Origin of the sequence: Pseudomonas sp. NY15354 (genome assembly GCF_048068075.1) — a bacterium.
GTDB lineage: Bacteria > Pseudomonadota > Gammaproteobacteria > Pseudomonadales > Pseudomonadaceae > Aquipseudomonas > Aquipseudomonas guariconensis_C.
This window is the reverse complement of sequence record NZ_JBLUPV010000022.1, coordinates 40,914-66,125: the sequence shown is the minus strand read 5'-3', so window position 1 is coordinate 66,125 and position 25,212 is coordinate 40,914. Positions and strand designations below refer to the sequence as shown.

Annotated in this window: 20 protein-coding genes and 3 tRNA genes; 17 read left to right on the top strand and 6 right to left on the bottom strand. The window is 61.3% G+C overall.

All coding sequences use genetic code 11. The annotated features are described in order from the left end of the window. Positions 1–119 precede the first annotated feature (119 nt). Complete coding sequence (locus ACNFCH_RS19075) at positions 120–4,922, bottom strand: dermonecrotic toxin domain-containing protein (RefSeq protein ID WP_337160080.1); 4,803 nt, start codon at positions 4,920–4,922, stop codon at positions 120–122. Positions 4,923–5,058: 136 nt separating this feature from the next. Continuing rightward, positions 5,059–5,913 (bottom strand): bifunctional methylenetetrahydrofolate dehydrogenase/methenyltetrahydrofolate cyclohydrolase FolD, encoded by an 855-nt coding sequence (folD, locus tag ACNFCH_RS19070; RefSeq protein ID WP_196165134.1) that lies wholly within the window; start codon positions 5,911–5,913, stop codon positions 5,059–5,061. A 288-nt stretch (positions 5,914–6,201) separates the two neighbouring features. Between folD and ACNFCH_RS19065 the strand changes: the two genes are divergently transcribed. The 10 genes from ACNFCH_RS19065 (at position 6,202) to ACNFCH_RS19020 (ending at position 15,763) form a co-directional block, all read left to right on the top strand. Beyond that, positions 6,202–6,278, top strand: a tRNA-Arg gene (locus tag ACNFCH_RS19065). Between the two features lie 52 nt (positions 6,279–6,330). Next, positions 6,331–6,406: transfer RNA gene (locus tag ACNFCH_RS19060), tRNA-His, on the top strand. A 56-nt stretch (positions 6,407–6,462) separates the two neighbouring features. Next, a tRNA-Leu gene (locus ACNFCH_RS19055) sits at positions 6,463–6,547 on the top strand. A 192-nt stretch (positions 6,548–6,739) separates the two neighbouring features. Then, positions 6,740–7,039, top strand: a complete 300-nt coding sequence (locus ACNFCH_RS19050) for a DUF6388 family protein (RefSeq protein ID WP_337160079.1) — start codon at positions 6,740–6,742, stop codon at positions 7,037–7,039. Positions 7,040–7,290: 251 nt separating this feature from the next. After that, positions 7,291–8,604, top strand: coding sequence for a trigger factor (gene tig / locus ACNFCH_RS19045; RefSeq protein WP_337160078.1), 1,314 nt, complete (start codon positions 7,291–7,293; stop codon positions 8,602–8,604). 92 nt (positions 8,605–8,696) lie between these two features. Next, the gene (gene clpP, locus ACNFCH_RS19040; protein ID WP_043213484.1) at positions 8,697–9,338 is read left to right on the top strand and encodes an ATP-dependent Clp endopeptidase proteolytic subunit ClpP; all 642 of its coding nucleotides are present in this window, start codon (positions 8,697–8,699) and stop codon (positions 9,336–9,338) included. A gap of 108 nt (positions 9,339–9,446) precedes the next feature. Beyond that, on the top strand, positions 9,447–10,730 hold the full coding sequence (clpX, locus tag ACNFCH_RS19035) for an ATP-dependent Clp protease ATP-binding subunit ClpX (RefSeq protein ID WP_196165137.1): 1,284 nt from the start codon (positions 9,447–9,449) through the stop codon (positions 10,728–10,730). Between the two features lie 154 nt (positions 10,731–10,884). Then, complete coding sequence (gene lon / locus ACNFCH_RS19030; RefSeq protein ID WP_070573988.1) at positions 10,885–13,281, top strand: endopeptidase La; 2,397 nt, start codon at positions 10,885–10,887, stop codon at positions 13,279–13,281. A 153-nt stretch (positions 13,282–13,434) separates the two neighbouring features. Next, the gene (gene hupB / locus ACNFCH_RS19025) at positions 13,435–13,707 is read left to right on the top strand and encodes a nucleoid-associated protein HU-beta (protein WP_011533117.1); all 273 of its coding nucleotides are present in this window, start codon (positions 13,435–13,437) and stop codon (positions 13,705–13,707) included. A 184-nt stretch (positions 13,708–13,891) separates the two neighbouring features. Next, entirely contained in the window at positions 13,892–15,763 is a 1,872-nt protein-coding gene (locus ACNFCH_RS19020) for a SurA N-terminal domain-containing protein (protein WP_337160077.1), read from the top strand. Positions 15,764–15,823: 60 nt separating this feature from the next. On the opposite strand, the gene ACNFCH_RS19015 is transcribed toward ACNFCH_RS19020, so the two are convergent. Beyond that, complete coding sequence (locus ACNFCH_RS19015; RefSeq protein WP_416743302.1) at positions 15,824–16,864, bottom strand: patatin-like phospholipase family protein; 1,041 nt, start codon at positions 16,862–16,864, stop codon at positions 15,824–15,826. A 158-nt stretch (positions 16,865–17,022) separates the two neighbouring features. On the opposite strand from ACNFCH_RS19015, the gene ACNFCH_RS19010 reads away from it, so the two are divergent. From ACNFCH_RS19010 to ACNFCH_RS19000, 3 genes are all read left to right on the top strand, one after another. Beyond that, positions 17,023–17,301 carry a hypothetical protein gene (locus ACNFCH_RS19010; RefSeq protein WP_070093988.1) on the top strand — a complete coding sequence of 93 codons (279 nt, stop codon included), beginning with the start codon at positions 17,023–17,025 and terminating at the stop codon, positions 17,299–17,301. 14 nt (positions 17,302–17,315) lie between these two features. Further along, positions 17,316–18,083: a CHAD domain-containing protein gene (locus ACNFCH_RS19005; protein ID WP_337160075.1), complete on the top strand. Its 768-nt coding sequence runs from the start codon at positions 17,316–17,318 to the stop codon at positions 18,081–18,083. A gap of 121 nt (positions 18,084–18,204) precedes the next feature. Next, positions 18,205–19,002, top strand: coding sequence for a thioesterase family protein (locus tag ACNFCH_RS19000; RefSeq protein WP_337160074.1), 798 nt, complete (start codon positions 18,205–18,207; stop codon positions 19,000–19,002). 10 nt (positions 19,003–19,012) lie between these two features. Here ACNFCH_RS19000 and ACNFCH_RS18995 read toward each other — a convergent pair whose 3' ends face one another. From ACNFCH_RS18995 to ACNFCH_RS18985, 3 genes are all read right to left on the bottom strand, one after another. Further along, the gene (locus ACNFCH_RS18995; RefSeq protein ID WP_337160073.1) at positions 19,013–19,381 is read right to left on the bottom strand and encodes an Mpo1-like protein; all 369 of its coding nucleotides are present in this window, start codon (positions 19,379–19,381) and stop codon (positions 19,013–19,015) included. 75 nt (positions 19,382–19,456) lie between these two features. Continuing rightward, positions 19,457–20,935 (bottom strand): methyl-accepting chemotaxis protein, encoded by a 1,479-nt coding sequence (locus tag ACNFCH_RS18990; RefSeq protein ID WP_416743301.1) that lies wholly within the window; start codon positions 20,933–20,935, stop codon positions 19,457–19,459. A 110-nt stretch (positions 20,936–21,045) separates the two neighbouring features. Further along, positions 21,046–21,843, bottom strand: coding sequence for a TatD family hydrolase (locus ACNFCH_RS18985; RefSeq protein WP_416743300.1), 798 nt, complete (start codon positions 21,841–21,843; stop codon positions 21,046–21,048). A gap of 159 nt (positions 21,844–22,002) precedes the next feature. Here ACNFCH_RS18985 and ACNFCH_RS18980 point away from each other — a divergent pair, with 159 nt between their 5' ends. The 4 genes from ACNFCH_RS18980 (at position 22,003) to greB (ending at position 25,113) form a co-directional block, all read left to right on the top strand. Next, a complete protein-coding gene (locus tag ACNFCH_RS18980) occupies positions 22,003–23,409 on the top strand; it encodes a transglycosylase SLT domain-containing protein (RefSeq protein ID WP_416743299.1) in 1,407 nt (468 codons plus the stop codon). Between the two features lie 112 nt (positions 23,410–23,521). Next, positions 23,522–23,959, top strand: coding sequence for a DoxX family protein (locus ACNFCH_RS18975; protein WP_337160069.1), 438 nt, complete (start codon positions 23,522–23,524; stop codon positions 23,957–23,959). A 278-nt stretch (positions 23,960–24,237) separates the two neighbouring features. Continuing rightward, positions 24,238–24,546 carry a hypothetical protein gene (locus tag ACNFCH_RS18970; protein ID WP_043213510.1) on the top strand — a complete coding sequence of 103 codons (309 nt, stop codon included), beginning with the start codon at positions 24,238–24,240 and terminating at the stop codon, positions 24,544–24,546. 87 nt (positions 24,547–24,633) lie between these two features. Beyond that, positions 24,634–25,113, top strand: coding sequence for a transcription elongation factor GreB (gene greB, locus ACNFCH_RS18965; protein ID WP_196165149.1), 480 nt, complete (start codon positions 24,634–24,636; stop codon positions 25,111–25,113). The last annotated feature ends 99 nt before the right edge of the window (positions 25,114–25,212 follow it).

Genomic DNA, 25,212 nt, shown 5'->3' with positions numbered 1-25,212 from the left:
ACACACTTTTGCAAGAAATTTCGGCCTTACCGGTCTGACCAGTTGGCGGATATTTTTCGCATGGCTCTATCGCGAGGGGGAAGAGCCGGTGAGACGCGCAGCGCCCCACCGGCCAGTCATCACGGCAGGTAAGCCTTGGCCAGGGTTTCGGTGAGTTGTCGGAGCAGGATTGCATCCGCTTCTCGACGTGTTTTCAGCAAGAGTTCCCCCGCTCGGCTGTAGAGCGCCTCTTCATCGCGATAGCGACTGGACACCAGATCGATGCGCTGCACCACACCGTCTTGCCGCCAAGGGATGTCCGGGCGCTCGCCTGCCAGTGCGTCGATGAATGCCGGGGGCACCAGCGGGCCGGTATAGGGGACGAATTCGCCCGGTTCGCTGAGGGTGTCGAAATAAGCGCTGGCGCCATCCCATTCGTTGGCCAGGTGTGCGAAAGCCTGGGGGCGCAGGCGCTCGATCCAGTCTCGCCAGAACGGTTGCTCGCCGGCCCATTGGGTCAGTCGAGGGGTATCCGCTTGGGCCGTGATCACCTCGCAAAGCTGGTCCAGGGTGGCCGGGCTCAGTTGTGCAAGGTAGTCGAAGCTGATCTGGCCTGGTTGTGGCGGGAGTTCCAGACGGTCTCCCAACCGCATCCTGGCATGGAGGGCCATTTCCAGTTCGTCGAGGAGAAAGGTGGGGTCGCGCAATTGCGTGTCGCTGATATCGTCTGCGCCCTGCAGCGGTGGCGTCTCGTCGGCGGAGCGCCCAGCTATGAGCGCCTTGCGCCTGGCGACCCGTGCGTCATACACGGCACCGATGCGCTCATCCAGCAGTTGTTGGCGCAACAGAGAGCGGCCGATGGTGATTGCCACCTTCTCGCTGGCGTCGCCGGGGCTGGCGTTGAGTACCTGCTGCCACACCTGGACCTCGGTCTCGATCTGCTGAAACAGGAGGCTGGCCTGGTCGACGCAGCCGTGAGCGGCTTCATTGATCAGATCGATGATGCGTTCTTGCACTTGGGCTCGGCCCCAACGAGTGCCCTGTTCGCCTTCGCCGCGGGCGGACAACCGTTCGATGATGGTCTGCATGCGTCGACGCATAGCATTGGGGCTGGCTTCATAGTCCCGGGTATCCTCCACGCGTCGGAACACTTCGTACAGCGGTTGCCATTCAGGGCTCTGAGCGGTGGCAGCGACATGGTCGCGAAGGGTCTCAGGTAGATCGACCAGCCAGTCCAGATGGTCGACTTGAGCTACGGTTGGCAGGCCGGCATCGTTCAATCGCTGCAGGGCTTCTTCACTGAAGGGGTTGTTCTGGAAGGCATGGTACATGTCGGCTTCCTCCGCTCTGACCGCCGCGGCGAATGCGGTATCGCGAAGATCAGGGGCGTCGTGCAACTGGTTGTTGCTCAGGTCCACGGCGCGAAGGGCTAAAGGTTGCTGCCCCAGCAGCGCTTCGATACCGGCTGGCCATTCGGCAATACCGGTCTGCTCCAGGTCCAGTCGCTCCAGATGCGTCCAGCCGGTGATGTCTGGGGCAAGGTCCAAGGGGTTTTCGTGCAGAAACAGGATGCGCAACCGGTTCAACTGCGCGAGCGCTGCTCGGCTTGCGTTGTCGAGGGTGATGTCGTTGTGGCCAAGGCTCAGTTCGACCAGCGCCGGGCAGCGTTGCAAGGCCTGGAAGTGCTCGACGCCCAGGAGCAGCTCGTTCGTTTCCGCCTGCAGCCCCATCAGGTTGGGCAATTGCGCAAGTTGCTCCAGGGCAGCGACTGGCAGGTCTTCGATGGCGCTGCTCAGGTTCAGGCTGCGTAGGTTGGTCAGGCGACCCAGCATGGACAGATTGGCTTCAAGGGCCAGATCCAGGTTGTTCTCCGAAAGGTCCAGTGAGTGCAGATCCGCCAGCTCGGCCAACTGTTCGGGCAGGGTGGTCAGGCCGTCCTCGGTGAGTTCCAGTTCGCGTACCTTGGGGAAGGCGGCAAGAAACGCTCCCAGGCTGTTGGTGTTGCCCCGCCACAAGCCGGTGACGCTCAACTGGCGAACATGCGGCAGTTGCACAGGAAGGGCCGGCAGCGTTCCCACGTACTCCCCATCTATTTGCAGAATGACATCGTCGAGGCTCCCATTGGCGTCGTTGTTTTCACGCCGCCAAGCCCGACGGATGCGTTCGGCAATGGCCTGCCTTGCGGTGCGACGCTCCTCGGCGGCATCGGCGGCGATGCCGTCGGCGTCATTCACCCAACCTTGCAAGGCGCTGTCCAGTTGCCGGTACTGGTCGCGCAAATCCTGCATCAGGTGACTGAAGGCGATGGGGTCATGGCCCGTCTGTTCGCGTAGCCGGGCGCGCAGCGTTTCCCGGTCGTTGTCCAGGTTGGAAGGGAACAATTGGTCGAACTGCTCGTCAGCGGCCAACCAGCCTCGTCCCCGACCACTCAAGGCGTAGCCGAGGCGAGGGCTGCCCGGCAGTCGCGTGGGCAGGCGGTACCAGGGGCGTACAGGCTGCATGCCAAGGTCACGGGCGGTGTTTTCCCGATCTGAAGTCGCCAGGTCGAAAAGCCGGTCGCGTAAGGTATCCGCTTCATGGATCTGCAGGCCCAGATTGTCCCGTTCACTGTCGGGCAGGGCCTGAAGGATCGCCCGGAACAGCGTGTCTCGGTTGGCCAGGCTCTGGCCGGTCTCGTCAAATGGTTCATAGCCATCGGTGCGACGTACGAGGGTCTTGATCGGCGCATCGGCTGCACCTGCCGTCTCCAGCAGTGAGCCGCCCAGGCGATCTGCGCGTAGCTCAAGACGCACTTGGCCAGACCATCCCGACAGCCGCTGCAGCGCAGCGAACACCAACGCGTCGCGATCATTGAGGTTGTCGCTGGCCTGATGAAGCGCGACAAGGGCACGGTTTACGCGTGAGGCCCGTAGGTAAAGGCGAGCGGTTTCCGCCACGTTGAGTGGGACCTGGCCGGTGCGCTGCATTTGGCTCAAGTCACGGGGCCGGGCTTGGGCCAGGATTTCCCGGCGTAGTGTTGGGCTGAGCGAAGGGAAGTCCTTGGCCAGGAGTGCATCTTCATGGGTGAAGAGAGGCCGTGTCGGTTCAAGGTGCGCACCAAAGGCTTCGAGGCTTTCCAGCAGTAACGCTGGCAACGGGCGATGTTCGACGAGCGCCTTGCGCAAGGTGGCTTCGTCGTAGCCGCTGCAGCGCAGGGCTTTTTGGAGTGTGGTGGTGTCCAGCGCGTCAGTGATCGGGCCGAGCCGGCGCAACAGGACTTCGCCTTCCCAGGCCAGCGGTCGTTCGTGGTCCAGTAGCCAAACCCCTTCACCATTGCCGAGCAGAGACGGCTGATGGCGATGCCCTTCGGCTGCGCAGAGTCGCCAACCGCCCTCAGGGGGGGCTTCGACCGGGTAGTGCTGGCCGTCCAGCTTGATCCAATGGCGTCCTTGGAGTGGGTAAGGGTCAAGGCTGGGCGGCAGGGGCGTGGGGGGTATGCGAGCGAACGGCTCCAGATCGCCATGCCAGAGACGTTGTTGGCCGCCATGGCCGATGCGATACCAGTCATGCAGGGTGCCTTGGGGTTCGATGAACTGCCCGGCCGTGCCAAGCGCGGCCAATTGCACCAGGTTCTCGATGACCGAGAACAGATGGCCGATGGCCGCATCGGCGTCGGCCTCGTTCGCCGCGTGTACGCCTTCGAGAAACTCATCGACCAATTGCGCACCGCCAATCACCAACATGACTTCGGCGAGCCCAGGAACGAAAAAACCGGCCACGTTCAGTACCGACAAGCCAACCCCCAGCCAGCCTTCGATGCGGGCCAATTGGGCGGCGGCGTCCCGCTGTGCGACGGGCACGGCGATGTCGGTGGCGTTGCGCAGCATTAGTTCGACGCGGGTGCGTGCACGCGCTTTGAAACAATCACCGGACCATTGCTTGAACGCCAGCGGCAAGCGGGCGTTCTTGTCGAGCGTTGGCTGCCACAGGTCACGAGGGCTGGGGAACAGGCGCTTGAGCCAGTCGAAGGACTGACCTTCTTCAAGGACCGGTGTGGTCGTTTGCAGATCCTTGTAGGGATAATGCGGAAACAAGGTTTGGCGTAACTGGGTGGCCAATCCAGGTTGCTCGGCGTGGGCGGCATAACGCATGAAGAAACGTCGTTCGCTGTCCTTGCGCAGCAGTCGGGTCAGCGCCTTGCCTGCGGCCCGCAACGAGGCATATTGACGCAATGGCTGGCGCGGATGGCCGGGCAAGTAGAGTAGACACGGTTCGACACCCTCGATGGGCTGCTGGCGGATCAGCAAGGGGCCATATAAAGGTGTACCGCACAACTCCAGGTACCCGCACTCCAGAGGCCAGGGTTTGCCATCGCTGTGAAGCAGGAACGATTCGCCTGCCAGTGCTGCGTCTGCCAGCATCCGGCCTCGGCTATCGAGATGCTTTTGCAGCTCGGCCAGTGTGGTGTCGGCGGTGAAGGCCGTGCGGTCCTGCTCGCGCACCAATTCCCGAAACGACGGGGTGTCGACGTGTTCGGCGAGATGGTTTCGGTAACGTTGTCCCAGGTCCAGGTTCCGTGCGCCTTTCACGAACAATGTGCTGTCCACGATCATCGGGCTGGGGGCGTCCTTGGATAGGTACAGCGTCACGGGTGTGTCGCTGTCGAAGTTCTGCATGGCCGCTTCGAGCCAAGACATGTCGCGTTTGTCGGTGTTGTTCCGAAGCCACCCTTGCTCGGGTGTGGGCAGCTCTCGGTCGGGGTACCAATAGGGCAGGGCATCTTCGAGCAACGGACGGCAGAAGTCGTCGATGGACTGCACCTGCTTCAATGCCCGGTCCAGCGTGCGGGTGGCGCGATGGCTCTGGCGTGTGTGCTGTTCAAGTCGTTGGCGCTGGGCTGGGGTGGCTGATTTCAGCCAGGCTGGCAGCCGGGTGTCGATGAAGCTGAAGTGCGATGGGCTCATGGCCGTACCTCTGGTATCAGAAGCGGCGAGCCTAGGGCGATGCGGGGCGTCAGAAGGGTTAGATAAGTACCGCAGACCAGCCGTGGCCGGAAAGAAAAACGGCACCTCGAGAGGTGCCGTTAGCGCGGAGGGCGAACTACTTGTGCAGTTCTTCTGCCGCGTAAAGCGTGTTTTCCAGCAGGCAGGCACGGGTCATCGGACCTACGCCGCCTGGCACAGGCGTGATCCAGCCGGCGCGAGGCAGGGCGGTCTCGAAGACCACGTCGCCCACCAGCTTGCCATCTTCCTGACGGTTGATGCCGACGTCGATGACAATGGCGCCTTCCTTGATCCATTCGCCCTTGACCAGCCCCGGCTTGCCGGCGGCGACTACCACCAGGTCAGCGCGGCCGACGTGTCCGGCCAGGTCTTGGGTGAAGCGGTGGCAGACAGTGACGGTGCAGCCACCCAGCAGCAGCTCCATGGCCATGGGGCGACCAACGATGTTGGAGGCGCCGACGATCACCGCGTTCATGCCGTACAGATCCTGGCCGGTGCTTTCCAGCAGGGTCATGATGCCTTTCGGCGTGCAGGGGCGTAGCAGCGGGATGCGCTGGGCCAGGCGGCCGATGTTGTAGGGGTGGAAGCCGTCGACGTCTTTATCCGGACGGATGCGCTCGAGCAGCAGCGAGGCATCCAGGTGCTCCGGCAGCGGAAGTTGCAGCAGAATGCCGTCGACGGCCGGATCATCGTTTAGGCGGTCGATCAGGTCGGTCAGGGCTTGCTGCGTGGTCTCGCTGGGCAGGTCGAAGGCCTGGGAAATGAAGCCGACTTCTTCGCAGTCCTTGCGCTTGTGCGAGACATAGACTTGGGAAGCTGGGTCGGTACCGACCAGGATCACCGCGAGGCCTGGGGTACGCAGGCCTTGCTGGCGACGCTCCACGACACGTTGAGCGATCTGCTGGCGCAGGTTGGCGGCGATCGCCTTGCCATCGATTAGGTGTGCAGTCATAGACGCGTGATTAACCATCGAGAAGGGAACATAAAAGAGGGCGCATTCTCGCACGACACGGCCCGAGGGCAAAGGCGGGTGGTCGGCCAAATCCCCTAACCCCTTAAATAAACTAAATTTTTTTGAAAAAAGTGTTGACGACCTTTCGGCTCGTCTATAACATTCGTCGCACTTGTCGGGCAGAGCCTAGCACTGGTTAGCAAGGTCAGGCAGAATGAGCGGATTTGTTAGCTTGTTCGGTACGGCTGAAAGTTGATTTGCAATCGTAACAGAAAGCAGATTGAATATGCGCCCGTAGCTCAGCTGGATAGAGCATCCGCCTTCTAAGCGGATGGTCGCAGGTTCGAGTCCTGCCGGGTGCGCCATTAAGGCAGCTTTGGCACAGCAAGTGATGTTGTAACGCAATACCGCAATATGGTGGGCGTAGCTCAGTTGGTAGAGCGCTGGATTGTGATTCCAGTTGTCGTGGGTTCGATTCCCATCGTCCACCCCATATTCTCGAAGGCGCCTTGATTGTATAATCTGGCGCCTTTGTTTTAAGTGCTCCACGCGGACGTGGTGAAATTGGTAGACACACTGGATTTAGGTTCCAGCGGCGCAAGCTGTAAGAGTTCGAGTCTCTTCGTCCGCACCATCCTTGGTTTCGCCGCCTTTCGTTGAGTTGCGCGAAACCCATTAAAGAAGCCGCCCAGAGCGGCTTTTTTATTGCCTGCAGTTTTTTCAGTCGTCAGCGCCCGGCGTGTGGTACTGGTGATGCCTGGGCAAAAATTGTTAGATTTCAGCTGGTTGAAATAGGGGCAAGCGGGCCCGATATAGGAGCTGTCGCATGATTGCAAAAGAAGCTCGCCAGGCATTGGCGCTGCAGCGCTTCGCCGAGGCCAATCCGCAATTGCTCGAGGAAATCCGCGAGCTGGATGCGCGTGAGCAGGCCCAGCAGATCCTGTGGGCGTTCGAAGATGCGGCGCAAGAGCAAGGTGTCGAGCCTTGGGAGCTGGCATTGCAGTTGATCGCCCAAAGTCCCGAGGAGCTGCAGATCATGCGCCTCGAGGTGCACCGTGAGGTGGCGCAGGCGTTGGGTATGAGCTGGGAGGAGTATTGCCAGTTCAACGAGATCGACCCCGACTGAGTGCTGCCTTATATATAGCTGCATTTGTTTGACAAGTTTTTACAGTGCGTGCGACGGGCAGTCGCCGTTGCGCGCAAGCGATACGCAAGGGCTTCGGCGGTGCGCCGCACGGGCTCTTCAATAAAATTGACCGGCGTGGTTTTCCGTCGTCCGGGGTGGGGTGACTTCTGGTGCGTGAGTCACTAGAATGCTTGCCCTTGATTCTGGAGTCGGGCTATCGCCGGCTAACGTCTGTGCAACGAGGAATATCCATGCAAGTTTCTGTTGAAAACACTTCCGCTCTCGAGCGTCGCATGACCATCGCCGTTCCGGCCGAGCGCGTCGAGAACGAAGTCAACAAGCGTCTGCAGCAGACTGCCAAGCGCGCCAAAGTCGCCGGCTTCCGCCCAGGCAAGGTGCCGATGAGCGTGATCCGCCAGCGTTTCGAAGCCGATGCCCGTCAAGAGGCTTTCGGTGACCTGGTCCAGGCTTCCTTCTACGAAGCCATTGTCGAGCAGAAGCTGAACCCGGCTGGCGCTCCTGCCGTCGAGCCGAAGTCCTTCGAAAAAGGCAAGGATCTGGAATTCGTCGCCATCTTCGAAGTCTTCCCAGAGTTCACCGTGGGTGGCCTGGAGTCGATCAAGGTCGAGCGTCTGAGCGCCGACGTCGCTGACGCCGATCTGGACAACATGCTGGAAGTGCTGCGCAAGCAGAACGTCCGTTTCGAGGCCGTTGAGCGCGCCGCCCAGAACGACGACCAGGTCAACATCGACTTCGTCGGCAAGATCGACGGCGAAGCCTTCGCCGGTGGTTCGGCCAAGGGTACTCAGCTGGTGCTGGGCTCCGGTCGCATGATCCCTGGCTTCGAAGATGGCCTGGTTGGCGCCAAAGCTGGCGAAGAGCGCGTTGTCAACGTGACCTTCCCTGAGGACTACCAGAACCTGGACCTGGCCGGCAAGGCTGCCGAGTTCACCATCACTGTCAACAGCGTCTCGGCTCCTCAGCTGCCTGAGTTGAACGAAGCCTTCTTCGCCCAGTTCGGCATCAAGGAATCGACTCTGGAAGGCTTCCGCGCCGAAGTTCGCAAGAACATGGAGCGTGAGCTGCGCCAGGCAATCAAGGCCAAGGTCAAGAACCAGGTCATGGACGGTCTGCTGGCCGCCAATCCGATCGAAGTGCCAAAGGCGCTGCTGGAAAACGAAGTCAACCGTCTGCGCGTGCAGGCTGTTCAGCAGTTCGGTGGCAACATCAAGCCTGAGCAACTGCCGGCCGAGCTGTTCGAAGAGCAAGCCAAGCGCCGCGTGGTCCTGGGTCTGATCGTCGCTGAAGTGGTCAAGCAGTTCGAGCTGAAGCCGGACGATGCCAAGGTCCGTGAAGTGATCGAGGAAATGGCCTCGGCCTACCAAGAGCCGGAGCAGGTTATCGCTTGGTACTACAAGAACGACCAGCAACTGAACGAAGTCCGTTCGGTTGTGCTGGAAGAGCAAGTTGTAGATACTGTCCTGCAGAAAGCGACTGTGACCGACAAGTCGGTCTCGTACGAAGAAGCTGTCAAGCCAGCACAGGCTCCTGCCGCCGCTGAGTGATAGGTCTTCTCTCGTAGGAAACCCCCACAAGCCAGCCTTCGAGCTGGCTTGTGCGTATTCAAGCCATGACTATTTGGGAGTGAGTGCAGGACATGTCCCGCAATTCTTATATTCAACAGAGCTCCGACATCCAGGCCGCAGGTGGTCTGGTCCCGATGGTTATCGAGCAGTCCGCCCGTGGCGAACGCGCCTACGACATCTACTCGCGCCTGTTGAAGGAGCGTGTGATTTTCCTGGTTGGTCCGGTAGAGGACTACATGGCCAACCTGGTGGTGGCACAACTGCTGTTCCTTGAAGCGGAAAACCCGGACAAGGATATCCATCTGTACATCAACTCGCCGGGCGGTTCGGTCACTGCTGGCATGTCGATTTACGACACCATGCAGTTCATCAAGCCGGACGTCTCGACCATCTGCATCGGTCAGGCCTGCAGCATGGGCGCGTTCCTGCTTGCGGCTGGCGCCGCAGGCAAGCGTCACTGTCTGCCGAACTCACGCGTGATGATTCACCAGCCGCTGGGCGGCTTCCAGGGCCAGGCGACCGACATCGAGATCCACGCCCAGGAAATCCTCAACATCAAGGCGCGTCTGAACGAGCTGCTGGCCCACCACACCGGGCAGGACCTCGAGACCATCAAGCGCGACACCGAACGTGACAACTTCATGAGCGCCGCGCGCGCGGCCGAGTACGGCCTGATCGACTCGGTCTACGACAAGCGGCAACTGGCGTCCTGAACCAAGGTGCCAGAGCGGGTGGGCGCCGATGGCGCCTACCTGCGGACTTGAAAAAGCCCGCAATTGCCTTCATCTTGTGTTTCATGCCTACCGGATTGGATCGATCGAATGACTGACACCCGTAACGGCGAGGACAGCGGCAAATTGCTCTATTGCTCCTTCTGCGGCAAAAGCCAGCACGAAGTGCGCAAATTGATTGCCGGGCCCTCGGTATTTATCTGCGACGAGTGCGTCGACCTGTGCAACGACATCATCCGTGAGGAGGTGCAGGAAGCCCAGGCCGAGAGCAACGCGCACAAATTGCCATCGCCGAAAGAAATCAGCGGTATCCTGGACCAGTACGTCATTGGTCAGGAACGCGCGAAAAAGGTGCTGTCCGTAGCGGTTTACAACCACTACAAGCGCCTGAATCAGCGTGACAAGAAGGGCGACGAAGTCGAGCTCGGCAAAAGCAACATCCTGCTGATCGGGCCGACCGGCTCGGGCAAGACGCTGCTCGCCGAAACCCTTGCACGCCTGTTGAACGTACCGTTTACCATTGCCGACGCTACCACCCTGACCGAAGCCGGTTACGTGGGTGAGGACGTCGAGAACATCATTCAGAAACTGTTGCAAAAGTGCGACTACGACGTAGAAAAGGCCCAGATGGGTATCGTCTACATCGATGAGATCGACAAGATCTCCCGCAAGTCGGACAACCCGTCCATCACCCGCGACGTGTCGGGCGAGGGCGTGCAGCAGGCGCTGTTGAAGCTGATCGAAGGCACCGTGGCTTCCGTGCCGCCTCAGGGTGGTCGCAAGCATCCACAACAGGAGTTCCTGCAGGTCGATACCCGCAATATCCTGTTCATCTGCGGTGGTGCGTTCTCGGGCCTGGAAAAGGTCATTCAGAACCGCTCCACCAAAGGTGGTATCGGTTTTGGTGCTGAGGTGCGTAGCAAGCAAGAAGGCAAGAAGGTTGGCGAGTCGCTGCGTGAGGTCGAGCCGGACGATCTGGTCAAGTTTGGCCTGATTCCGGAGTTCGTCGGCCGTCTGCCAGTGCTGGCAACCCTCGATGAGCTCGACGAGGCTGCTTTGATGCAGATCCTCACCGAGCCGAAGAACGCCTTGACCAAGCAGTATGCCAAGCTGTTCGAGATGGAAGACGTGGACCTCGAGTTCCGCAGCGACGCGCTCAAGGCGGTTGCTCGCAAAGCGCTCGAGCGCAAGACCGGCGCCCGTGGCCTGCGTTCGATCCTCGAAGGCGTGCTGCTCGACACCATGTACGAGATTCCTTCGCAGAAGGAAGTCAGCAAGGTGGTGATCGATGAGAGCGTTATCGATGGCACTTCGCAGCCGTTGCTGATCTACGAGAACAGCGAGCCGCAAGCCAAGGCTGCACCTGACGCCTGAGTCGGGTAAGCCAAGTCGAGCATGAAAGGGGCCTACGGGCCCCTTTCTGCTTTTCCGATCTCAACGCTTGTAATTTTACGGACCTGCCCCCACATTAGGTCCAAGCATCATTTCCACTGGTTTCCGGCCATAAGGCCGCTGTAGAGGCGAAATCATGAAGACCACCCTCGACTTGCCTCTTTTGCCATTGCGCGATGTCGTCGTTTATCCGCATATGGTCATCCCGCTGTTCGTGGGACGCGAGAAGTCCATCGAAGCCCTTGAGGCCGCGATGACGGGCGAGAAGCAGATCCTCCTGCTGGCCCAGAAGAATCCTGCCGACGATGATCCAGGCGAAGATGCCCTGTACCGCGTCGGCACCATTGCCACTGTCCTGCAATTGCTGAAGCTGCCCGATGGTACCGTCAAGGTGCTGGTCGAGGGCGAGCAGCGCGGCGCCGTCGAGCGTTTTACGGAAGTGGAAGGGCACGTCCGTGCCGAAGTCACCCTGATCGATGAAGTCGAAGCTGCCGAGCGCGAGTCGGAAGTCTTCGTGCGCACGCTGCTATCGCAGTTCGAGCAATACGTTCAGTTGGGCAAGAAGGTGCCGGCTGAAGTCCTGTCCTCGCTCAACAGCATCGAAGAGCCTGGCCGTCTGGTCGATACGATGGCTGCCCACATGGCCCTGAAGATCGAGCAGAAACAGGAAATCCTCGAAATCGTCGACCTGCCTACCCGGGTCGAGCATGTCCTGGCGTTGCTGGACGCGGAAATCGACCTGCTGCAGGTCGAGAAGCGCATCCGCGGCCGGGTCAAGAAGCAGATGGAGCGCAGCCAGCGCGAGTACTACCTGAATGAGCAGATGAAGGCCATTCAGAAAGAGCTCGGTGATGGTGACGAAGGCCACAACGAAGTCGAGGAGCTGAAAAAGCGTATCGAAGCCGCTGGTCTGCCCAAGGACGCCCTGGCCAAGGCTCAGGCCGAGCTGAACAAGCTCAAGCAGATGTCGCCGATGTCCGCTGAAGCCACCGTGGTCCGCTCCTACCTGGACTGGCTCGTGCAGGTACCATGGAAAGCCCAGAGCAAGGTGCGTCTGGACCTGGCCAAGGCCGAGGAGATCCTCGATGCTGACCATTATGGCCTGGAAGAGGTCAAGGAGCGCATCCTCGAGTATCTCGCCGTGCAGAAGCGCGTGAAGAAAATTCGCGGCCCAGTACTCTGCCTGGTAGGTCCTCCTGGCGTGGGTAAAACCTCGCTGGCTGAATCGATTGCAGCCGCCACCAACCGCAAGTTCGTGCGAATGGCCCTGGGCGGTGTGCGTGACGAAGCCGAGATCCGTGGCCACCGTCGTACCTACATCGGCTCCATGCCGGGTCGTTTGATTCAGAAAATGACCAAGGTGGGCGTACGCAACCCGCTGTTCTTGCTGGACGAGATCGACAAGATGGGCAGCGACATGCGTGGCGACCCGGCCTCGGCATTGCTTGAAGTGCTCGACCCCGAGCAGAACCACAACTTCAACGACCATTACCTGGAGGTCGACTACGATCTCTCGGATGTGATGTTCCTGTGCACCTCGAACTCGATGAACATTCCGCCGGCGCTGCTTGACCGGATGGAAGTCATCCGCCTGCCGGGCTACACCGAAGACGAGAAGATCAACATCGCGGTCAAGTACCTGACGCCCAAGCAAGTGAAGGCCAATGGCCTGAAGAAGGGCGAGCTGGAGATCGATGTCACGGCGATCCGCGACATCATTCGTTACTACACTCGCGAGGCCGGTGTACGTGGCCTGGAGCGCCAGATCGCCAAGGTCTGCCGCAAGGTGGTCAAGGAGCACACCGGCGAGAAGCAGCTCAAGGTCAAGGTAACCGGCGAGCAGCTCGAGCATCTGCTGGGCGTGCGTAAGTTCCGCTACGGCCTGGCCGAGCAGCAGGATCAAATCGGTCAGGTCACCGGTCTTGCCTGGACCCAGGTGGGCGGTGAACTGCTGACCATCGAAGCCGTGGTCATCCCAGGCAAGGGCCAGTTGATCAAGACCGGCTCCCTGGGCGACGTCATGGTCGAGTCGATCACCGCCGCGCAGACCGTGGTACGCAGCCGTGCCCGCAGCCTGGGTATCGCCGCTGACTTCCACGAGAAGCACGACGTGCACATCCACATGCCCGAGGGCGCCACGCCCAAGGACGGCCCGAGTGCGGGTATCGGCATGTGCACCGCGCTGGTCTCTGCGCTCACCCAGATTCCGGTACGCGCCGATGTGGCCATGACCGGTGAAATCACCCTGCGTGGCCAGGTTCTGGCTATCGGTGGCCTGAAGGAAAAACTCCTCGCGGCACACCGCGGTGGGATCAAGACGGTGATCATTCCAGAGGAAAACGTTCGTGATCTGAAGGAGATTCCGGAAAATATCAAACAGGATCTTCAGATCAAACCGGTCAAATGGATTGACGAAGTCCTCCAAATTGCGCTGCAATACGCCCCGGAGCCCTTGCCAGATGTGGCTCCGGAGATTGTCGCGAAAGATGAAAAGCGCGACGGCGATGCTAAGGAAAGAATCAGCACGCACTAGTACGTATTTCGCTGGGGGGCTTTCCTTGACAGTTTTTTCGGGGCCTTGCTATAAAACGGCACGCCAGTGTCAATAGGCCGCCCAGTGCTCGTTTCATAAGCTTTTCATTACATACTTAGAAACAAACTCAATAGAGATATAAGGGGACTTAGAGTGAACAAGTCGGAACTGATTGACGCTATCGCCGCATCCGCTGACATTCCGAAAGCTGTAGCTGGCCGTGCGCTGGACGCAGTCATCGAATCCGTCACCGGCGCCCTGAAGCAAGGTGACGATGTTGTACTGGTTGGCTTCGGTACCTTCTCGGTCAAGGAGCGCGCTGAGCGCACCGGCCGCAACCCGCAAACCGGCAAAGCGATCAAGATCGCTGCTGCCAAGGTTCCAGGCTTCAAGGCTGGCAAAGGCCTGAAAGACGCCGTCAACTAAGTCGTCTCTTTCAGCCGGACCTGGTCACACCAGGCCCGACCGCGTGACGGCGGGGCCGCAAACGTTCCCGTTGGCACGCTCGCTTTGAAAAGGCGCATCCCACAGGATGCGCCTTTCTTCTATCAGGACTCTACCCACGCTCCGCGGTTGTCGACGCAGTGGTACAACCGTTTCTGGGGGACGCATGCTGCAGAATATCAGGGACAATTCACAAGGTTGGATTGCCAAGACCATCATCGGCCTTATCGTCGTGCTGATGGCGCTGACCGGCTTCGAGGCCATTTTCCAGGCCACCAGTCATAGCCAGGACGCCGCCAAGGTGAACGGCCAGACCATCAGCCAGAACGAGCTGAGCCAGGCCGTCGACATGCAGCGCCGCCAGCTGATGCAACAGCTGGGCAAGGATTTTGACCCAGCGCTGCTGGATGAAAAGATGCTGCGTGAAGCCGCGCTCAAAGGGCTGATCGAGCGCAAGCTGCTGTTGCAGGGTGCCGAGGACGCCAAGTTCGCCTTCTCCGAGGCCGCGCTGGATCAACTGATCCTGCAAACGCCGGAGTTCCAGGTCGATGGCAAGTTCAGCGCCGAACGTTTCGATGCGGTCATTCGCCAGATGGGCTATGGCCGCATGCAGTTCCGCGAGATGCTGGCCGAGGAAATGCTCATCGGGCAACTGCGCACCGGTCTTGCCGGTAGCAGCTTCGTCACCGACAAACAGGTCGAAGCCTTCGCTCGTCTGGAGAAGCAAACCCGCGACTTCGCTTCGCTGACCTTCAAGGCCGACCCGGCAGCCGTCAAGGTAGGCGACGACCAGGTCAAGGCGCACTACGATCAGCACGCCAAGGAATTCATGACGCCTGATCAGGTGGTCATTGATTACATCGAGCTGAAGAAGTCGGCCTTCTTCGACCAGGTACAGGTCAACGAGGATGAGCTCAAGGCCCTGTACGAGAAGGAAATCGCCAACCTGGCCGAGCAGCGCCATGCCGCGCATATCCTCATCGAGGTCGACGACAAGGTTTCCGACGCACAGGCCAAGGCCCGTATCGAAGAGATCCAGCAGCGTCTGGCCAAGGGAGAGGACTTTGCCGCGCTGGCCAAGGAGTTCTCCAAGGACCCAGGTTCGGCCAGCAATGGTGGCGATCTGGGCTTCGCAGGCCCAGGCGTCTATGACCCAGCCTTCGAAGACGCTCTGTACAAGCTGAACAAGGACCAGGTCTCCGCCCCGGTACGCACCGAGTACGGTTACCACCTGATCAAGCTGCTGGGCGTGCAGGCACCGCAAGTCCCGACCTTCGCCAGCCTCAAGGACAAGCTGACCCGCGAGCTCAAGACCCAGCAGGTCGAGCAACGCTTCGTGGAAGTGACCAAGCAACTGGAAGACGCAGCGTTCGAAGCCTCTGATCTGGCCCAACCGGCCCAGGACCTGGGTCTGAAAGTGCAGACTTCCGCTGCCTTCGGTCGTGAAGGTGGAGAGGGCATCACTGCCAACCGTTCGGTCGTCCAGGCAGCGTTCAGCGAGGAAGTGCTGGAAGAGGGGGCTAACAGCAACGCCATCGAGCTCGATCCGGAAACCGTGGTCGTTCTGCGCGTCAAAGAGCACCGCAAGCCTGAGCAACTACCGCTGGAGGCCGTGGCCAAGAACATCCGCGAGCACCTGGCCAAGGAGAAGGCGACTGCCGAGCTCAAGACCAAGGCCGACAAGCTGATCGCTGGCCTGCGTGATGGCGCCATCCCGCTGACCTCCGAGCAGGACGGCCAGAAGTGGAAGACCCAGGAAGCGGTCACCCGCGGCCAGGACGGTATCGACCCGGCCGAGCTGCAAGCGGTATTCCGCCTGGCCAAGCCCGAGTCCAAGGACAAGCCGGTCTACGGCAGCGTGGTCCTGGGCGATGGCAGCCTGGTGGTGTTGCAGCTCAAGGGGGTCAACGAAGGCGCTGCGGCCACCGACGAGGAGAAAGCGCAGATCCGCCGTTACCTCGCTTCGCGTGCAGGCCAGCAGGACTTCGCGGCCTATCGCAAGCAACTGGAAGCCGCTGCTGACGTCACTCGCTACTGAGTGTGCGCCCGCAACAAGAAAGGCCGCTCATGCGGCCTTTCTTGTTTTTGGCATTCGGCGCTAGCGCCGTTCACCCTCGTAACTGTCCAGGGTATCCCGGGCAATTTCCCGCCCCAAGGCGATCAGTTCCGGCGCCTTGTAGAACTCGAAGAATCGGCAGACCCGCTTGGGCACGTTGATCAGTACGTCTGGCGGATAGCCGGCAATCTTGTACTGGGCCAGGGAGGTCTGCATGACCTCGAAGCTCTGGTTGATCAGATCGAGCAATGACGCAGGCCCCACGTTATCGACGATGAAGGAGCCGGTGGCGGATCTGGGTGCGCCGCCACGCTCGGGGGCCGCTGCCGGTTGCTGGCCTTCCGGGTCGGCAGATTCGCCAAGCCAGGGTTCGCTCGAAGTCAGCCCCTCTGCGACGATTTCCTGCTCGATGCGTATCAGTTGTTCGGCCGGTTTACGGCGAAAGGGCAGGCGTGAGCCCAGCGAGCTGATGACGGCATCGAAACGCATCTTGAACGCCGCTGGCCGCTCGATCACCGGCAATTGGTATTGCTTCTGGTTGGTGGCGTTGAGGTTGACGGCGATGATCAGGTCGCAATGGCTGGATACCACCGGGACGATCGGCAACGGATTGAGAATGCCACCATCGACCAGCATGCGGTTGCCCTGCATCACCGGCGTGAACAGGCTGGGGATCGCCGCTGAGGCGCGCATCGCCTGGTGCAGGCAGCCTTCCTGGAACCAGATTTCCTGTTGGTTGGTGAGGTCCGCTGCCACTGCCGTGTAGGGGATGGACAGTTGCTCGATGTTCACCTCGCCGACGATCTTGCGGATCTGGCCGAACACCTTGTCGCCACGGATCGCGCCCAGGCGAAAGCTCACATCCACCAGGCGCAGCACGTCGAGATAGTCCAGGCTCTCGATCCAGCTGCGGTATTCGTCCAGCTTGCCGGCGGCGTAGATGCCGCCAATCACTGCGCCCATCGAACAGCCGGCGATGCAGGCGATCTCGTAGCCACGCCGCTCTATTTCTTCGATCACGCCGATGTGCGCATACCCCCGCGCACCCCCTGATCCCAGTACCAATGCCACGCGTTTGCTCATGACCGTCCCCCTACTGCTGTGCAACCATGGTCCAACAATGCACCCATTGCTGCCTGTGCTTCAATGTAGACCGCGCTGGGCTACGCTGAGCAGGGCACTTTTCGTTTGCCCGAGCGTCGAACGGCCACTCGTTTGTTCAAACTTGAGGTTACTGACTGATGAAAGCCTGGATCTGCCTTCCCTTGATCGCCCTTGTCCTCACTGGTTGCGCGGGCAAGACGGCGTACCGTGACAGCTGTGCGACTCAGCTCGATGCTGCGTGGAAGGAACTGGACCTGGCCAAGGCCGAAGGTTTTGCCGGCACTGTCAGCTATTCCAAGGCGCTTTCGCTGTTGACCGGCGCCAAGACCCAGCAGCAATTCGAGGCCTTCGAAGGCTGCAGCCGCAAGGCCGAGAAGGCACGTTTCTACATTCGTGAGTCCCGCGCGGGTCGTTGACCCAGGAGGGTCGTATGGCCGCCATGCTCGATCATGTCATCGCCCAGGTGCTGGCCTTGCAGGTCCGTTTGCTGGCTTGTCGGGAGCGGCTGGCGGGCGATGTCGACAGCGAAGCGCTGCACGACCTGCGCACGACCCTGCGACGCTTGCGTAGCTTGCTGCGGCCTCTGCGCGGGCTGCCCGGGGTAGAGCAGTTGGAGGAGGCGGCGCGGGCCCTGGGGGCTCTTACGACGCCCTTACGTGATCGCGAGGTGCTGGCGGCCCATCTGATCAGCCAAGGGCACGAGCAAGCCGGGGCGCGGCGCCTGGAGGGCAGGGCGGGTATCTTCGCCAGCGTGGCCGTCAGCCGCCAGCTCACCCGGGTGCTGGCGATCATCGACACCTTCCCGTTGTTCCTGCGGGCCTGTGCGCGTGAAGGCCTGGCCAGTGGCCTGGGTAAGCGCATCGACAAACGTCTGGCCAAGCAATGGCGCAAGCTCCAGAAGGCATTGGCCGATCCCAGCCACGACCGCCATCGCTTGCGCCTGCTGATCAAGCGGGTGCGCTATGGCGATGAGGCGTACCCACAGCTGAAGCACGCGGGAAAGAAACTGCAACGCGTGCTCAGGTGCGCTCAGGGGGACCTGGGCGATTGGCACGACCGGGTGCAATGGCTTTTGTCGGCGCGTGATCACGCCGATCTGGCGCCGTTCAAGAAGGCATGGGAACGCGAACTGCATGAGGCCGAGCAGAAGGCTGACGCTACCCTGGAGGCTTTGCAGGCAGCTTTGGCGCGTCGATAGCCTTAGGGAATGGCCATTATTTGGGCTGTCAGTCGCGCGCTCGCTGGCTAAGATCCGGGGCACGTTTCTGACACGGGCCCGCCCCGTGGCAGCCAATCAAGCCCTTGTGCAGGAGCCAAACATGAATTTCACGCAGTTGCTGAGCGCGGTGCGCGAGTGCCCCGAGTCTGTCAGCGTACCGGCCAGTTGGGGCCAGGGACGCGCGGTGTTTGGCGGGCTGATGGTGGCGCTGATGCATGAGGCGATGCGTACCAAGCTTGGTGAGGGGCGTCCGGTGCGCTCATTGGCCATCACCTTTGTGGGGCCGGCGGCGCCTGAGGTGCCCATCAGTTTCGAGGTCGAGGTGTTGCGCGAGGGCAAAGCCGTCAGCACGCTGCTCGGGCGCGCCGTGCAGGAAGGGCAGGTGGTGACCCTGGTGCAGGGTAGCTTCGGGGATGGTCGACCGTCGGCGATCGAGGTCAAGGCACGGCCTGCTGTGGACATGAAGCCGCTCGAGCAGGCGGCCGCCGAACTGCCTTGTATCAAAGGCGTGACGCCTGAGTTCATGCGTCATGTGGCATTGCGTTGGGCCATTGGCGGCCTGCCATTTAGCGGCAACACCGATCGCCGTATGGGCGGCTGGGTGCGCCTTCGCGATATGGCCGACGAGCCGGTGAACGAAGCGCACCTGCTGGCGTTGGTCGATGCCTGGCCACCCAGCCTGCTACCGCACCTGAAGCAACCGGCGGCAGGCAGCACCTTGACCTGGACGATCGAGTTCATCCAGCCAGCGCCCAAGCTGTCGACCTTGGACTGGTGTCGCTACTGTGTCGAGACCGAGCACGCCCGTGATGGCTACGGGCATGCCTCGGCCGCCCTCTGGACAGCCGAGAATGAGCTGATTGCCTTGAGCCGACAGACCGTGACGGTGTTCGGTTAGGTCCTTGGCGCTAGCGGCGATGCTTGTGGCGCTCGCGCCAGGCACGCCACCACGCACCGCTTAGCAGAAAGCGCGGAAAGGTGATGAACTGCTCGGTCAGCAGGCGCTGCACGGCATCCTTGCGGCTGGCGAAGGGTTCGGGTTGTTCGGCTTCCAGGCGATGCCCGTGGCGCTGCAAGCCCAGCCCCGCTGCCAGGGCGATCAGGCCGATCGCCAGTTGGCTAAGGTCCAGGCCGAACACGCCACCGAGCACCAGCAGTGCGCCCAGGATGAACAGCGGGACGGCAATCAGATGCAACACCAGATTGGTCGGGTGCCGGTGATTATGATGGTAGCCACGCCATTGCCAGGCGTGCAGATTGGGCAGGCGTTTACTCATGGGCATTTCCTCTCGGTCATGCCCAAAGCTTAGTGTGGCCCTCGGGTCAGGGCCAATCGAGGCAGGTTATCGACCTTATAGCTTGAGTTGGCCGATGGCCTTGTTCAGCTCGCCTGCCAAGGTTGCCAGTTCGTTGCTGGTGGTGGCCGATCCGACGGTCTGCTGGACCGTTTCCTCGGTGACGTCACGAATGCTCACCACCGCCCGGTTCATCTCTTCGGCTACCTGGCTTTGCTGTTCGGCGGCGACGGCGATCTGTGTATTGCTCTCGCGCATCTGTGCCACCGCACTGGTGATCTCGAGCAACGCCTCGCCGGCCTCTTGGGCCTGCTTGACGCAATCGTCGGCCTTATAGGAACTCTCCTGCATGAAATCCACTGCATCGCGGGTGCCGGCTTGCAGGGCGGACACCATGCCGGTGATTTCATCGGTGGAGCTTTGCACGCGCTTGGCCAGGTTGCGCACCTCGTCCGCCACCACGGCAAAACCACGTCCCAGATCGCCTGCGCGGGCCGCCTCGATGGCTGCGTTGAGGGCCAGCAAGTTGGTTTGCTCGGCAATGCTGTGGATGACGCCTACCACGCCGTTGATGCGCTGGCTGTCTTCGGCGAGCTGGCGAATCATTTCGGCGGTTTGCTGGACGCCGCTGGACAGGCCGGCAATGGAGTCCTGCACACGACTGACCACCGCCTGGCCGCTGCCGGCCAGGGTGTCGGCGGTCTGCGACAGGTCACGGGTGGCACCCGCGTGCTGGGCGATGTGATGGACTGTGGCGGACATCTCGTTGATGGCGGTGGCAGCCTGGTCGGTCTCGCTCTGCTGGCCGATCATGCCGTGGCGCACCTCGTCCATGTTCGCGGCCAGGCGTGCCGCGCCGCAGTCCAGTTGCGCAGCCGTGCGTGCAACCGTGCTGACCACGCGGTGGTAAGTGGCCTGCATGGCATTGAAGGCCCCGGCCATCTGACCGACCTCATCGCCACAGGACAGTGGCACGCGGGCTGACAGGTCACCCGTCTTCTCCACATGCAGCATCACGTCTTTGAGGGTGTTGAGCTGGCTGAGCAGAAAGCGGATCAGCAACTGCGAAGCGCAAAGCATCGCCAGCATGAGCACCAGCACGCAGGCCGCGTACTGGGTGAAGCGCTCGAAGAACACCTGGCGCAGGCTGGGGGATTCGGCCAGCATGGCGATGCGCTGCTCGCCGTGGTGGACCACCTGGGCGCCCTGCAAGGGATTGTTGCCCAGGATCCAGGCATTGGGCAGGGCGATCCAGCCTTGGGCATCCGCCAGGGCCTCGCGTGGCTGGTTGGCGATGATCGGCGTCTGACCGGCCTGCCAGGCCACGGCCTGCGATGGCTGGGGCAATGGCTGTCCCGCAGGCCAGGCCGCGATGAGTTCGGCCTGGGCTAACGCCTGGTTGCGCGCGCCTTCGGCCCGGGCTTGTTGCTCCAGGTACACCGCGTAGAGCACCAGCAGCAGAGTCGTGACGAAGGCCACTGCGTTGACAGCCCAGAACTTGTACTTCAGGGAAATATTGCTAAGCCAGGCACCCATGGATAGGTCTTCTCTGAGTTGAGCGGAAACATTATTGGCAAGGTGCCATCATTGTGTCCGCTCGTCTCAGCGCCCGTCTTGATATGCGTCAACAAAGGCTGGCCCCGGTATCAGGGCAGCTGGAAGAACGCTCGGGCAGTGGCAGTGGTGTGGGCGGCGGTCTGCTCCAGGGATTCCCCTCGGTGCAGCGCAACCTCCCGCAATACTTCAGGCAGGAAGGCCGGCTCGTTGAGACCTTTCTTGGGCTTGGGGCGCAGGCTGCGCGGTAGCAGGTAGGGCGCGTCGCTTTCGAGCATCAGACGGCCTTCGGGAATGTTGCCCACCAGCGGGTGCAGATGGGTGCCTCGGCGCTCGTCGCAGATCCAGCCCGTGATACCGATGTGCAGGTCCAGGTCCAGATAGGCGAACAAGGCTTGGCGTTCGCCAGTGAAGCAGTGCACCACGGCTGCAGGCAGGTGGTCCCGATAGGCCTTGAGGATTTCCAGCAGCCGCGCGCTGGCCTCGCGCTCATGGAGAAACACAGGCAGGCGTAGCTCGGCAGCCAGCGCCAATTGAGCCTCCAAGGCTTTCTCCTGCTGCGGACGAGGGGAGAAGTCGCGGTTGAAATCGAGCCCGCACTCACCCACGGCGCGAACCCGTGCCTGGGCCAGCAGCTCACGCAGTTGGCGTTCGCTGGCGTTGTCCCAATGGCTGGCATCGTGAGGGTGGACGCCGGCGGTGGTGAACAGGCGCAGGCTCTCGGGGTCGAGTTGCGAGGCGAGTGTCAGGGCCTGTTCGCTGACCTGCAGGCTGGTGCCGGTGAGCACGATCTGGACCACGCCTGCCTGCACGGCACGTTCGACGACGGCGGCCTGCTGGTCATGGAAACTGCTGTTGGTCAGGTTGACGCCAATATCGATCAGTTGCATCTTTCTACCTCGTGCCGCGGGCCGGCCAGCATAGCAAAAAACGGGTAATTCGAAAAAAATCCCAGAACTTCAAGTGGTTGTCGTGGTCTTTTAGCGTCATTTGTCATGGACGGACCTCGCTGTATGACACCCGCTCCCAGCCCTCGGACAGGTTCTCGCATGCTGCGATCGCTGCTGATACCGCTGCTGCTTGTCGGCGTGAGCCTGGCCGCACCGGCCAATGCCCGGCTGCCGGGACCCCAGCAGCATGTGCCGGCCAGCCAGGTCCGTGACCTGGCGCAGATCCGCAGCAGCAAGGTCCTCAGGGTCCTGGTCAATCAGAGTCGAAACAGCTCGGGAGAAGTCAAAGGCGAGCCGGTGGGGGTGGAACACCACCGCCTGCGAGGTCTCGAGCACTACCTCAATGCCCGGGCCCGGGACGGTCAGCAGATCCGCCTCAAACTCATTCCCCGCGCCAAAGAGCAACTGCTCGCCGCCCTACAGCGTGGTGAGGGCGACCTGGCGGCCCCTGGCGAGTTGCTCGACCCTGCGTTGGTGCGTGGGGTCAGTGGCAGCGTCGCGGTTCGGGACCAGGTGCAGTTGATGTTGGTCGGGCGCAAAGGCGAGCGCAGTTTCAGCCGGGTGGATCAGTTGTCTGGTCGGACTGTCGCCTTGACCAGCGCCAGCGCCGCCGGTGCGGTGATCACCCAGATCAACCAGCAACTGGCGCTGCGAAAGCGTGCACCGATCAAGGTGGAGTGGGTCGATGCCAGCCTGGCGGTGGAGGATGTGCTGGAGATGGTCCAGGCAGGGATCTATCACCTGACCGTGGTGGAGCGCCCGATCGCCGAGCGGTGGGCCCGGGTGATGCCGCGCCTGCGCCTGGATTCGCGCGTGAGCCTGGGCCAGCCTCAGGCGATGCGCTGGTATGTGCGCCGTGACGCCAGCATGTTGCTCGCCACCGTGGATCGCTTTCTGGAAGGCTACCGCGCGCCGGCGAACCAGGACGCGGCCTTCGAGCGTATCTATCGCCGTCAGTATCGGGTGCACGACCCACTGGCGAGAAAGGACCGTAAGCGCCTGGAGGCATTGCGCACGGTGCTGCAGAAGCATGGCACTGCGCAGCAGATCGACTGGCTGAACCTGGCGGCGCTGGCATTCAAGGAGTCCACCCTCAATCCGGCGGCGCGCGGTGGGGGTGGCGCGCACGGGCTGATGCAGATCACGCCTGCGGCAGCTCGCCGTGTAGGCGTGAATGACATCGCCTCGGTCGAAGGCAATGTGCAGGCCGGCGCCCGCTACCTGGCATTGATCCGCCGCAAGTTCTTCGCCAGCCCCCAGCTCAATGAGCGTGAGCGCATGGCGTTTATCCTCGCGGCCTACAACCTTGGGCCGGAACGGGTCCAGGCCATGCGCGCCGAGGCACGGCGTCGGGGGCTCAATAGCAATCAGTGGTTCTTCCAGACCGAACGCATCGCCATGGAGCAGGTAGGCATGGGGCCGGTCAATTTCGTCAACAGCGTCAACAAATACTTCCTGGCATTCAATCGGCAGCGGGAATCGCTGGAGCGGGTGGCGAATCGCTAATAAATCAAAAAAATAGATAGTAATATGCCCTTTATTGCGCTTTTAGCATCTATTTTTACGATTAGAATGGCGCCATCTCCACACAACATCCCTTGATTCAGGAAGCATCGAAATGAACAACACCCTCAACGCTCTGTTCGTTACCCGCGCCGGTACTGGTCTGAGTGTCATTCGAATCCTCGTAGGCATCATCTTCATGGCTCACGGCGCCCAGAAACTGTTCGGCCTGTTTGGCGGCTACGGGCTGGAGGGCACCGGCCAATGGATGGAAAGCATCGGCCTGGCGCCGGGTTACCTGATGGCCCTGTTGTCGGGCAGCGCTGAGTTCTTCGGCGGCTTGGCCCTTGTGGTGGGTCTGCTGGCACGGCCGGCAGCGCTGGCCCTGACCGTGACCCTGGTGGTGGCGATCTTCTCGGTGCACATCAACAATGGTCTGTTCATGTCCAACAATGGCTACGAGTTCGCGCTGGCGCTGCTGGCAGGTACCGTGGCGGTATTGATCGAGGGCGCAGGCCGCTTCTCCCTGGACCGCCTGATCGCGCGCAACTGATCTCGCCGGCTCAACATGAAACCCGCTTTCCAGGTGCGCTGGAAAGCGGGTTTTTTCATTGGAAGAGGGTAGGCCTGCGAAAGTCTTAGCGCTTAGCCGGCATCGGTATCTTGTAACTTATCGCTTCACGCTCTAGCATACCGACTGCGCCGATTTAAACAGCTACTTGCGGGGCGCGGGATAGCCCTTCGGGTTCATCCGAAATACCGCTAAAGCGCTGGTTCGGTGACGCCTCCCACCGCTGCCCAGCGGGATTTGCGAGGCGCAGAGATATCTCCATGAGTTGTCCACGTACCAGTGTCTGCTTGAGTCCATTGCCTGCCAGCCAGGCTTCCCGTACACCGCGCATCCTGCTCGGTGGCCAGCATCAACCCACACTTTTACGCAACCTTGACGGCTTGTCGCGACGCAAGGGGCAGGCGCGTGCATTTCTGGTGCAATTTGCCGAAACCTGCGATGGCTTCGCCCAATTTGGCAATGACCGTTTCGACCTTGCGGTGATCCAGGCGCCCTTGGCTGCGGACGCTGCCGAGGTCATCGGCCAATTGACTCGCATCGCGCGCCAGGGGTTGATCACCCGCCGCTGAGCGGCGTGTCGTCGGCGGCATTTTTCGCTAAGCTCGGGGCCCTCTGCTGGCGTGCGTCAGCGGGGGATGCACTGAGGAGAATGCCGCTTGAGCACCAACATCATCACCACTGAAGGTCATGAGGCTCTGAAGAAGGAGCTCGATCACCTGTGGCGGGTCTATCGTCCTGAGATTACCCAGAAGGTCACGTGGGCTGCGTCCCTGGGGGACCGTAGCGAGAACGCGGATTACCAGTACAACAAGAAGCTGTTGCGGGAGATCGACCGCCGGGTCCGGTACCTGCGCAAGCGGCTTGAAGACGTCAAAGTGGTTGCCTACTCGCCCCAACAAGAGGGCAAGGTGTTCTTCGGTGCCTGGGTGGAGATCGAGAACGATGAAGGTGAGGCGCTCAAGTTTCGGATCGTGGGGTATGACGAAATCTATGGGCGCAACGACTACATCTCCATCGACTCGCCCATGGCGCGGGCGCTGCTCAAGAAGGAAGAAGGGGATGAGGTGGTGGTGAAGACACCGACAGGGGAGGCTACCTGGTACGTCAATCGTATTCGCTATGGGGTTGATGGATAGTGAGGCTGTGCTGCTTGAGAGCGGCGAGATCGAGGTTGTTCATCTTGGGGCCGCCGCTGCGCGGCCCGAGACCCAAGTGACCCGCCGTAAAGGCGGAAG